We start from the raw sequence: 10352 nt of genomic DNA, 5'->3' as shown, positions 1-10352 counted from the left end.
AAGTCATGGCGCGTTCCCTGGCTGTTGCGTTCTCTGCGCTCGACGATTCCAGCCTTGTCGTCGACCGGGTCTACGAAGGCGGCACATCGGGCACTTTCGCGGATGACCCGCTTGCCCTTCTGCTTCCCGTTGGCAACCAGGGCGGGTTCCGCTACAAAGGATCTCCGAAACAACGCGCGGTCAGGCTGGTCGCGCTGTACACAACATCAACCGAACCCGACTGGCCAGATTCACTTGACCCGCAGACAGGTATCTTTACCTACTACGGCGACAACCGCAGCCCCGGACGCGACCTGCATGACACGCAGAGGGACGGGAACCTGCTCCTGCGGGATGTCTTCAGCCAGACACACGGCAGCGAGCAGGACCGTGCGGCAGTGCCGCCGTTCCTCCTGTTCGAGAAATCTGCTCCCGGCCGCAGAATCGTGTTCCGCGGTCTGCTTGCCCCGGGCGCCGCCACGCTAACCCCGGACGACGAACTGGCAGCAGTCTGGCGCAGCAGCAACGGCAGCCGGTTCCAGAACTACCGGGCACGGTTCACCGTGCTCGACGTTGCGGAGGTAACACGGGAATGGCTGGATGACATTCTGGCAGGCAAGGCCAACGACAGTCGTCACCGCCCGAGTGCGTGGGCGTCCTGGGTGCACGGACGCACCTACCAGCCGCTGCTGGCGCCATCGACGACCGTTGTACGCAAGAAGGCCGAACAGCTGCCCCAGGACACTGGCGGGCACTCAATCTTGCGCGAGATCCGCAAGTTCTACCGCGGCAACGAACACGGATTTGAAGCCTGCGCCGTGCAGCTCTGGCGGCTGCTCGCGCCGCGGACAACCCGCTGTGACGTGACTCAGCCCAGCCGCGACGGCGGCCGGGACGCAATCGGCGAGTACACCCTTGGCCCGCCCTCGGACCCGATCACGATCGACTTCGCCCTCGAAGCAAAATGCTACAGCGACACCACCTCCGTCGGCGTCCGCGACGTCTCACGCCTCATTGCACGTTTGCGGCACCGGCAGTTCGGGGTCTTCGTCACTTTGACCGGCAGGCATACACAGAAGTCCGCGAGGACGCCCATCCGATTGTGCTGATCAGCGGGCGCGACATCGTCGACGCCCTGAGAAGCAGCGGGTATAGCAACCTGCAGGAAGTACGGAGCTGGCTCACCGCGGTTGACGTGTAGCAGCCAGCCCCACCCGGGCGGCCGAAGACGTCGCCCGACCGGTCACTGTCACCCTGAGTCAGGTTATATGAACAGAGCACTACCACTGCATGCGGCGAGGCCGGCAGCAAGTTACCCAGAAAATCTTTCTCGTTAGCAACAGCCTTAGCCTCAAAGAGGCTGAGTGGCTAAGCAAGCAGAGATCCGGGCAACAGCTGCCGTACAATCCGGAATAAAACCTTGTTGAGCGAGCTGCCATTATCCACACGCCTTTAGCCGAATTCCACGCAGGCTGTGGACATCGGCATGTACCCTGCCGCCGTGCCGCAAAATTGCGTTTGTGCCCGCGCGCTTCGCCCACTTCGACATGTCCCATGCCGTCGCTGCCCTGTGGTCATTGCCGATCGCTGAGCACCTACCCCAACGCAGCTACTGCTGCCGCAAGACGCGCAGCCAGGACCAGTACCCCGCGAAGCCCGACGAATAGATGTTGCCAATCTGCTAGCCGAGCTCCGAGCTATCTGGGATAGTGGCCAAGTGACTGATAGCAATCAGGGAACCCTGCCGTTGCAGCTAAACGTCAGGCGAGCCGCGGCCGTTGACTCGCGAGTACGCGCCATAAGCTGGAAGCGCAACAAGTTCATGGTACACCCGGTTCCAGAGAAGGGTATGTCCAGACCCGTCGGCAACTTCCCTATCCCGCAGGAGAGCACGGCGACTCCGCCTGCAGACCTGCAGAAATGCGTTGACTGGTTCTACGGTCAGCGTGAAGCACGTGAGCGGTTCCGGTGGGCTTTACGTGACTCGCTCGACGAACTCATGGATGGGCAGCGTACCGGCAGATGGTGCTACCAGCACCTCTCTAAAACCGAGAAGACCTACCTCGGCACCGCAGTCGAGGTTAACCTGACAAAAGAGTTCGACATCGAGGCCGGCGAGGATCTCGATTGGACTATCTCTGGGGCTGAACTTGATTGTAAATTCTCCCGTGATCTCGGCGGCTGGGAGATCCCCATGGAGATGTACCAGTGCGACGACCATGGGGAGCAATCCGGCCGAGCTGACCATGTCGCCCTGCTGACATGGTTCAGTGATGACCACAGCGAGTGGGCTGCGGGACTGATCCGGGTCACCGATCAGCGGCTGCGCTGGAAAAAACCGGGTGCTTCAGGCAACCCGACGCGCGCATACAACCGCGATAACAAACGTAAAATCTCAGATAGCGGCATACGTGACATTTTCTGGCTCTGGGGAGGAATTCAGGACGATCTGCCTACCAACCACCTATTTCATCTCGAGCAGGAGCAGCGCGGCAGAATTCTGCATGATGTCTCCGGGCAGGAGCGTGTCAATCAGCTCTTTCGAGAGCTTACGGGCTGCGTCGTGAGTCGGCATACCGTCCTCACGGTGGCACAACAGGACGATTCTCCTAAACGTGTCCGCGACGCAAGAAGCGCATTGCAGCCTGAAGGATTTATTATTCTGGGAGCTCAAGAAGCTCATCCCGACGTAGCACGACACCTTGAGCTGCCTGTTCCCGCCAAGGGTGAGTGGGTGTCCGTCCGACTCACCGAGGTTGGCCACGAGGCTAATCGGCCGAAGGTCTGGCTAGAAAGCAAGTGGTGGGCCGTTGCACGTTCCGATGAACCTCGAGCCGCTGCGCCGTCGATTCCGCGCCATAAGCTGCCCGACCAGCCGACCCAAGGCCTCATTGAGGCCGACTCCACCGAAATTCAGCTGAAGCGCAATCTTACTTAGTCCGACTGACGAGTTCGTATTCATCGAACGCACAGAGATCGGACATCCGTCAACAGCATCGGAAGCCGCCCCACAACATCGAGGCTTCTCAATAAGACTGAATAGGGTGCGCGTTGTCCTGAGATCGGGCGTGGGGCCCCTGGTTTGGACCGGATCTGCGAAAATCCGATCCCAGAACTCCAGAGGCCTCACGTGATCATCTATCATGCCACGCTCGAAGTAGCCAACGAACTGGCCGTGTCCGTCGCCAATGTCCTACGATTTGGGCGACGTTAGCGACGCCCCGCCGCGAAGTTCGGGCGCGGACCCGTACCGGCACTCGGTGCTGGGCCTGCGCTGGTTCCGTGACGAAACCCCCGGTCCGACGGCTGGCCACCGACCACAGTCAGCATCACCACCGTCTACCGCTACCTGGACGGAGCCATAACTGCCTTCCTCACCCCAACCTACAACCTGCACCAGGTAATACAGCAGCGGCAGGCCACGGCCGACACCCTCGCGGTTCTCGGCGGCACCCTGATCCCGCCACTCGCCGCGCCGCGACCTCGAACCATCACCCGCCACTTCCGCAGAGATCCGGTGAGCAGCTCAGTCCACAACTGCGTAGCGACGCCGATACGCTTCGAACTGGTGTCTGACTTCGGCCCCGTCTGCCGCTGTTTTGTCGGTGGGCGCGCTTATCGTGGTTTCAGCGGTGCGGCATGAACCACTCATCCTCGGACTGGAGTCCTAGGTCGTGTCCTACGGCACCGAAGATGTTGATCAGATACGAGGTGCAGCATGGACTTGAACGCAGCATTCAACGATTACCAGAAGGCCGTGGATGCCGACCCTGAGCAGGTCGCCCTTGCCCGGGAGCGGCGGGACGTATTCAGCGATGCGCTCCGCGCGGAAGGCGACGTCGTAGAGGTCTTCGGATCGGGGTCGCTGCGCCGCAGCACCCAGCTCAAGCCGGTCCACGATGTCGACCTCATCGTCGTCTTCGACCGGGAGCAGCACACCGACTGGGGTTCGCTGGGCACCTCGTCTCAGGACGCCCTCGATCACGTGCGCAAGCAGTTTGTGTCTGTTGCAGGATGCAGCGACGTGGACTGGTCGTGACTCGATCGTTGACCTGCTCCTAAAAGCTGCTGGCTGGCGAGTGGAATACGCCCTCCTCAAGGCCGACGTAGTCGAGGCGCTGACGGTGAACGGGATCGTCACAGACGCCAGCCAAGATCACCTGATTGAGGAAGCCCTCGCGCAGGCGCCACCATCGGGTGAGGAGCAAGTGTGAGCGGCCTCCTGGTCCTTGTCCCTTATCCTGCCGCGCAACGTATCCGCGACGGGGGGCAATGGGGTCAGGTCACCTACAAAGCTTCCGACACCGATAATGTCGGAGCGGTCACGGCGGTATCGCACGGCAACGATCCGATCCTGCCGGCCGCGCTTCAACCTAAGACCCATTTCCTTAACTCGGCTGATTCCCGTGGCGGCCACCGGTGGTACCGAGTCCCGCCCGAGTTGCATCTTCTTTGGTGGCACCTCCGCAAAATACGAGGTGGACTGAAGCTTGATGGATTCAAATCGTCGATCGACGCGGGATGGATGAGCCCCGGCGGAGGTAGCTATCTAGCGCTGACGGTTTCCGCCGACGTCCGCACCTCCTACCCGGAAGTGGATATTCCAGACATTGCCGCGTGGTACGTCACCCCGACCGCCGCGGAACCCGTGGATCTCGACGTTCAGGCCCCCGACCAGGGTATTCAGCAACTTGCCGGACATTGGCCCGTTGCTGACCTCGCCACGACGTCGGTGCTCGTAGTGGGTGCTGGCAGCATCGGAGGTGCTGCGGCCCATGCGCTGGCTACCTACGGAGTAGGGCGCCTGATCTTGCTCGATCCCGACCGGCTACTAGGACGCAACCTCGTCCGTCACCTCGGCGACGCCCGGTACGTCGGCCAGCGCAAAGTCGACGTACTTAAGCGGCAGCTCAGCGATCTTCGCCCTGCGGCTGCGCGCGCGTTGCTGGCCGTACTGATCGAACTGACCAAGGTACCGGTGCTCGACGGACCAGCGAGGGAGGCGACCGATGTCCGCTGAAATCAGCGACCCATGGTCGAAATTGGACGAGATCCTTGGGCTGGACGTGGCCGCGCCCGTTGACGAAGGGATCGGCGCCTTGGCCGTCTACGGGCGGTGCTCGACGGAGGACAACCAAGACCCGGAGACCTCGCGTGGCTGGCAGTTCGGGAACGCGCGGAAGTTCGTCGAGCCGCTGGGCGGCCGAATCGTGGCGGAGTTCTTCGACATCGGGCAGTCGCGCTCGGTCCCGTGGGAGCGCCGCACCGAGGGGTCGCAGTTGCTTGCCGCGCTTAAGAACCCGCGTCGTGGCTGGAATGCCCTGGTCGTCGGCGAGGGCACCCGGTGTTGGTTCGGAAATCAGTTCTCGCTCATCGCGCCGCGGTTCGCTGCCTACGGCGTGGACCTGTGGGTGCCGGAACTGGGCGGGAAGTTCGATCCGCGGAACCCGTCACACAAGATGCTGATGAGTGTGCTCGGCGGCATGAGCGAGTCGGAGCGGCAGCACGTTCAGGCTCGCGTGCGGGCTGCGATGGATGCGCAGGTTGGCAACGAAGGACGTCACCAGGGCGGCCGGGCTCCGTATGGATACGTCGTGGTCGACGGCGGGCTGCATCCGAATCCGAGAAAGGCAGCGGAGGGATTCCGGTTGCGCCAGCTCGCTCTTGACGAGTCTGCCGCCGAGGTTGTGCGTCGTATCTTCGCGGAATACCTCTCCGGCAATGGAGACCGGGCGATTGCGAACGGGCTAAATCGCGACGGCATCCCCTGCCCGTCGGCGCGGCGGCCGGATCAGAACCGGCATCGCCTTGCCGACGGCTGGCAGGGCAGCACGGTGCGAGCGATTCTGGAGAACCCGCGCTACACCGGCTTCGCGTTCTTTGGCCGGTGGGCGCGGCAAGAAATGCTGCTTGATCCTGACGACGTCGCAGCTGGGAACATTGTGCGGTTCCGGCGCGCCAAGCCGGATCGAGTGGTTCGCTCGCGCCAGCCGGCGCATCCCGAGATCGTGTCTGTCCAGGACTTCACGCAAACGCAGTTGATGCGGCGAGCCAAAGCGGCGGGTGGTCTGCAGACCGCGCGCAAGACCGAACGCGCCGGACGCACGGTCAAGCACGCGTACCTGTTCCGTGGACTCATTCGGTGCGCTGCCTGCGGACGGAAGATGGAAGGCAGCCCAAGAAAGCACGGCATGTACTACCGCTGCCCGGCCCGGACGCTCACGCCCGGCTCGCCAGCCTTGCTCACGCATCCGCCGACAATTTACCTCAAAGAAGAGCCACTGCGGGACGCCCTGAACGAGTGGATCGGTGGCCTGTTCGACCGGCAGAACATCGCGCGGACCGTCGAACAACTGGTTCAGGCTCAACCGACACCGCGGGCGGCGGACGACGGGCCCGCACGGAAGCAACTGGAGGACGCGGAAGCCAGGCTGCAGCGGTTCCAGAACGCCATCTCCGCTGGCGTCGACCCGTCCGCCGTTGTCGAGGGCATCAACCGGGCGCAAGCCGATCGGGCGGCAGCTCAGGCGGAACTGATGGCAGTTGGCGAGCCTGCTGGACTCGGCGAAGCCGAGGTCTACGCGATGATCGACTCGCTCGGCAACGTCAGCGCCGCACTCGCCGACGGTCAGCCGGGCCGGCTGGCCCAGCTGTACCGGGACTTGCGGCTTGACCTGCGGTTCGACCACGAAAGAGAGGCCGTCGACGTGACGGCCTCTCCGCGGGTGAATAATGCGTGTCCGAGGGGGGACTTGAACCCCCACGCCCGTTAAGGGCACTAGCACCTCAAGCTAGCGCGTCTGCCATTCCGCCACTCGGACCTGCTGAGGAAAGAGTATACGGCCGCCCCGTGGGGGTCTTCAGGGGGGTCTGGATCGACGGGCCTGAGGTGGCTGGGATGATCATGCGTTTTGGCGCTCCACTGTATCGATCCAGTCCTCTTGGCCTGCTCGGCTTCGGGCGAATGCTCGCAGGGGCTCCCGGTAGCTTTAGGTGTCCGGGCCTGCCGGTTCCAGTACCAGGGACTCCAGCAGCGCCACGGTGTCCGGTAGGGGGAGGTTCGGCGCCGGGAGCGAGATGGTGGGCGGTTCCAGGTGGGAGAGCGCGCGGAACGCTTGGGACTGGGCTGGGGACAGTTCGGCCAGTGCCGACTCGTACGGCTTCTCTATCGCGCCGCACTCCGGGGTGTGACCGGCGAACCTGGAGCCGGGCGGCCCAAGCGCTGCAGGCCTGGGGCATCGTCCAGCCCGGGCGGGATGCCACTCGGGCTCCCACCGCCTGCAGGACCTGGGGTAGGCCTGCTGTGCGGCGGATCAGTTCGTGGGTTGCCGACGGGTCACGAGTGAGTCGGGGGCCGATCAGGCGTTCCAGCAAGGTCAGGGACTCTGGAGTGGTCAGGCCAACCAGTTTCTGCCAGTGGGCGTACGGAAGGCCGTACAGGCGCTGGCGGACTGTGATCACCACCGCCAAACCTCCTGCTCCGGGGAGGAGGGGGCGGATCTGGTCGGCGTCTTGGGCGTCGTCCAGGATCAGGAGTAGGCGGCGGCCTGTTGTGCGGGTTCGCCACAGCTCTGCGCGCTCGCTTGAGAACGGCGGTAGGTCCCTGACGCCGATGCCTCTCAGCAGCTCGGCCAGGGGATCTGTTGAGACGGCCAGGTCCGTGAAGAGCTGGCCGTCCGGGAATGTTGGGCGAGCTGGTGGCCCAGCTGGACCGCCAGGGTCGTCTTGCCGATTCTTGCCGGGCCTTCCAGGCCGATCACCGGGACGCCTGGGCGGGTCAGGGCGTCGGACAGGGAGGTCAGCTCGCTTGAGCGGCCGGCGAACTCCGGGAGTTCTGGGGGTAGCTGCGTGGGGCGGGTGATCGTAGCGGCGAGGGTCGGGTCCGAGGACAGGATGCGGCGTTGCATTTCCCGCAGCTCGGGGCCTGGGTACAGGCCCCGCTCGTCCTCCAGCAGGCGCTGGATGCGGGCGAAGACGTCCAGGCGGCCGGAGCGGTACAGGGCCAGCATCTGCAGCTCGCGCGGGCGTTCGCGCAGCGGCTGCTCGGCGATCAGGTCGGACAGCACGGCCGTGGCTTCTCCGTGTCTGCCTGCCTCGATGTCGGCCGCCGCCAGGTCTTCGATCGCTTTCAGGCGCAGCTGCTCCAAGCGGACGCGCTCGGCTTCGAGGCCGTTGACGCCCGACAGTGGCGTGCCGTGCCACAAGGCCAGCGCGGCGCGGGGGTCGCCGGCGGCTAGCAGGTGGCTGAACTCCGTGAGGTCCAAGGCCGGCGTGACCATCGCGTAGCCGCCGCCGATGGACTTGATCGTGGTGTCCGGCTCCAGGGCGTGGCGCAGGCGGGAAATGTACGAGCGGACGATGCCGGTCGCCGTCCTCGGTTCCGCGCCGCTCAGAGGGCTTCGACCAGCTGGGCCGGCGACAGGGACGTGCCGCCCTGCAGCAGCAGGACCGCCAGCGCCGCCCGCTGCTGGGGCGGGCCTAGCTCGAGCTCGACGTCGCCACGCCACGCCGGGCCCAGCACCTCGAACCGCAGCGATTCGGTCACGCTCTGCGCAACCGCTGGTGGCGGGTGGCATTCCACCGCGGCGAGCGACCGGTCTCCTCCAGCGACGGGCCACCGCCGCAGATCGGCGAGTGGTCGAAGTATGGGCGGAACTCGGCGATCGCGTCCTGGGAGCGGCGCCGCATGAACGCCTGGCCGCCGATCGCCGTGTCGGCCCGGCCGTGACCGTGGTGCTCGAAGCGCTCGCGGTAGCGCCCGATCATCCGCCGGGTGTGCTCAACCGGCCAGAAGATGTTGTTGTGGAAGAACCCGTCGCCGTAAAAGGCCGCCTGCTCGGCGATCTGCGGGCTGCGGATCGACCCGTGCCAGACGAACGGCGGCACGCCGTCCAGCGGACGTGGGGTCGACGTGAAGCCCTGCAGCGGAGACCGGGACTTGCCCGATCAATCGATGACGTCTTCGCGCCACAGCCGCCGCAGCAACGCGTAGTTCTCGACGGCCGGCGCGATGCCAGCCAGGTGCCGAAGTCCTGCAGCCGCGGGTTCAGCTCGCACACGGCTTCCGGGTCGCGCGCGCCGGCGAAGACGTTCTCGTATTCGGCGTAGTAGAAGAACATGGTGGCCAGGTCGTCGGCGCCCGGGAACCCCTGTGCGCGCACCGCTTCGACGGTGACCGGCCGGTAGGCGACGTCCTGGCCGAGCTCCTTGGCGAACGCCGCCGCGTACTCCTCGCCGGACAGAGAACGTCGTCGGCACGCCCGCGTCGGCGAAGAACTCGTCGGGCGGCGTCGACCAGATGGCGTGCTGCAGGCCCGCGCTCTTGGCGGCCGTGGCCGGGTGATGGCCCGCAGCGCGAAGCGGCCGGCCGGGTCGTCGAGGGTGGCGGGGGCCAGGCCGCCGCCCTGCTGGCCGGTGGCACCGACGACGGCGGTGATCTTCTGCTCGGTCATGGGTTCTCCGCTGGTTCGGTGACCGGGACGTCCGGTCGTGAACCCGGGTAACCGCCGCGGTGTTGGCGGCTCGTGCACGTGGTTTACAAGACCCACCCGGATTCCTAGGATTCGCCGGGCACGAACGGGAGGTTCTGGATGGCGCGCCGTGCCCGGCGAGACGGCGACGAGATCACCGTCGAGGAGCTGCTGAGAGAGACCGGCGCCACCGCACGGCCGCTGACCGGCGGTTCCCTGCCACCGCGGCCGCCGGTCCCCGAGGCGATGTCGCCCGAAGAGCGCATCGAGCAACGGGCCAGGGAAGCCGCCGCCGCGCAGCAGCGGGCCGGGACGCGGATCCGCTGGGCCAGCGCGATCTGCGGGGCCGTGGTCGTGCTCGGCAGCGTCGTCGTCATCCTCGTGACCACCACCGGCTCGCCCGGGCGGGAGGCGTCGCCCGCGCTGATGCCGCTGCTGCCCGCGACCACGCCGAAGCCGTCCACCAGCGCGAAACCCCCGCCGAGCCCGACGCCGATCCCGACCGTCATGGCCGGGCGGCAGACCAGCACACCGGCGAAGACGACGACACCGGCGCCGTCCAGCGCAGCTGCTCCCCCGGCGCCCTGTTCGGTGCGGTTCACCGTGCAGGACCAGTGGAACGACGGCTTCACCGCGGCCGTCGCCATCACGAACAAGGGCGGCAAGACCTTCTCGCCGTGGACGCTGAGCTGGACGTTCGCGGCCGGGCAGCGGGTCACCCACGGCTGGGACGGCGACTACGACCAGAGCGGCGCCCGCGTCACGGTGAACGCCGCGGAGTGGAACACGACGCTGGCGCCCGGCGCGACCGTCACCACCGGGTTCAACGGCTCGATCCGCGGTGGCAACCCCGCGCCGGGCGCGTTCACGCTCAACGGCGCCGCCTGCGACGCGGGCTGACTC

9 protein-coding genes, 1 tRNA gene and 1 pseudogene are annotated in these 10352 nt (G+C 65.7%); 7 read left to right on the top strand and 4 right to left on the bottom strand.

Annotation, left to right across the window (positions count from 1 at the left end):
- Window positions 1-5: 5 nt before the first annotated feature.
- The 6 genes from ACGFMK_RS25955 to ACGFMK_RS25930 all read left to right on the top strand — a co-directional run bounded on the left by ACGFMK_RS25955 (window position 6) and on the right by ACGFMK_RS25930 (window position 6752).
- A complete protein-coding gene (locus ACGFMK_RS25955; protein WP_392768122.1) occupies window positions 6-1088 on the top strand; it encodes a restriction endonuclease in 1083 nt (360 codons plus the stop codon).
- Window positions 1089-1696: 608 nt separating this feature from the next.
- On the top strand, window positions 1697-2917 hold the full coding sequence (locus tag ACGFMK_RS25950) for a NaeI family type II restriction endonuclease (protein WP_392768120.1): 1221 nt from the start codon (window positions 1697-1699) through the stop codon (window positions 2915-2917).
- Between the two features lie 780 nt (window positions 2918-3697).
- Window positions 3698-4018: a nucleotidyltransferase domain-containing protein gene (locus ACGFMK_RS25945; RefSeq protein ID WP_392768118.1), complete on the top strand. Its 321-nt coding sequence runs from the start codon at window positions 3698-3700 to the stop codon at window positions 4016-4018.
- 40 nt (window positions 4019-4058) lie between these two features.
- On the top strand, window positions 4059-4193 hold the full coding sequence (locus tag ACGFMK_RS25940) for a hypothetical protein (protein ID WP_392768115.1): 135 nt from the start codon (window positions 4059-4061) through the stop codon (window positions 4191-4193).
- Complete coding sequence (locus ACGFMK_RS25935) at window positions 4190-4999, top strand: ThiF family adenylyltransferase (RefSeq protein ID WP_392768112.1); 810 nt, start codon at window positions 4190-4192, stop codon at window positions 4997-4999. The genes ACGFMK_RS25940 and ACGFMK_RS25935 overlap by 4 nt, the downstream gene beginning before the upstream one ends.
- Complete coding sequence (locus ACGFMK_RS25930) at window positions 4989-6752, top strand: recombinase family protein (protein ID WP_392768110.1); 1764 nt, start codon at window positions 4989-4991, stop codon at window positions 6750-6752. Before ACGFMK_RS25935 ends, ACGFMK_RS25930 begins: the two co-directional genes overlap by 11 nt.
- On the opposite strand, the gene ACGFMK_RS25925 is transcribed toward ACGFMK_RS25930, so the two are convergent.
- From ACGFMK_RS25925 to ACGFMK_RS25910, 4 genes and pseudogenes are all read right to left on the bottom strand, one after another.
- A tRNA-Leu gene (locus tag ACGFMK_RS25925) sits at window positions 6717-6800 on the bottom strand. The genes ACGFMK_RS25930 and ACGFMK_RS25925 overlap by 36 nt on opposite strands.
- 798 nt (window positions 6801-7598) lie before the next feature.
- Window positions 7599-8243: a BTAD domain-containing putative transcriptional regulator gene (locus tag ACGFMK_RS25920; RefSeq protein WP_392768107.1), complete on the bottom strand. Its 645-nt coding sequence runs from the start codon at window positions 8241-8243 to the stop codon at window positions 7599-7601.
- Between the two features lie 125 nt (window positions 8244-8368).
- A complete protein-coding gene (locus tag ACGFMK_RS25915; RefSeq protein WP_392768104.1) occupies window positions 8369-8524 on the bottom strand; it encodes a hypothetical protein in 156 nt (51 codons plus the stop codon).
- Window positions 8521-8994 (bottom strand): annotated as a pseudogene (locus ACGFMK_RS25910) (LLM class flavin-dependent oxidoreductase); the annotation flags it as partial. The gene ACGFMK_RS25915 and the pseudogene ACGFMK_RS25910, both read right to left, overlap by 4 nt.
- A gap of 575 nt (window positions 8995-9569) precedes the next feature.
- On the opposite strand from ACGFMK_RS25910, the gene ACGFMK_RS25905 reads away from it, so the two are divergent.
- Entirely contained in the window at window positions 9570-10349 is a 780-nt protein-coding gene (locus ACGFMK_RS25905; RefSeq protein ID WP_392768101.1) for a cellulose-binding domain-containing protein, read from the top strand.
- The last annotated feature ends 3 nt before the right edge of the window (window positions 10350-10352 follow it).

The sequence above is a fragment of the Amycolatopsis sp. NPDC049252 genome (assembly GCF_043197175.1).
Lineage (GTDB): Bacteria > Actinomycetota > Actinomycetes > Mycobacteriales > Pseudonocardiaceae > Amycolatopsis.
The sequence above is the reverse complement of the archived record's forward strand: the minus strand, read 5'-3'. Positions and strand labels throughout refer to the sequence as shown.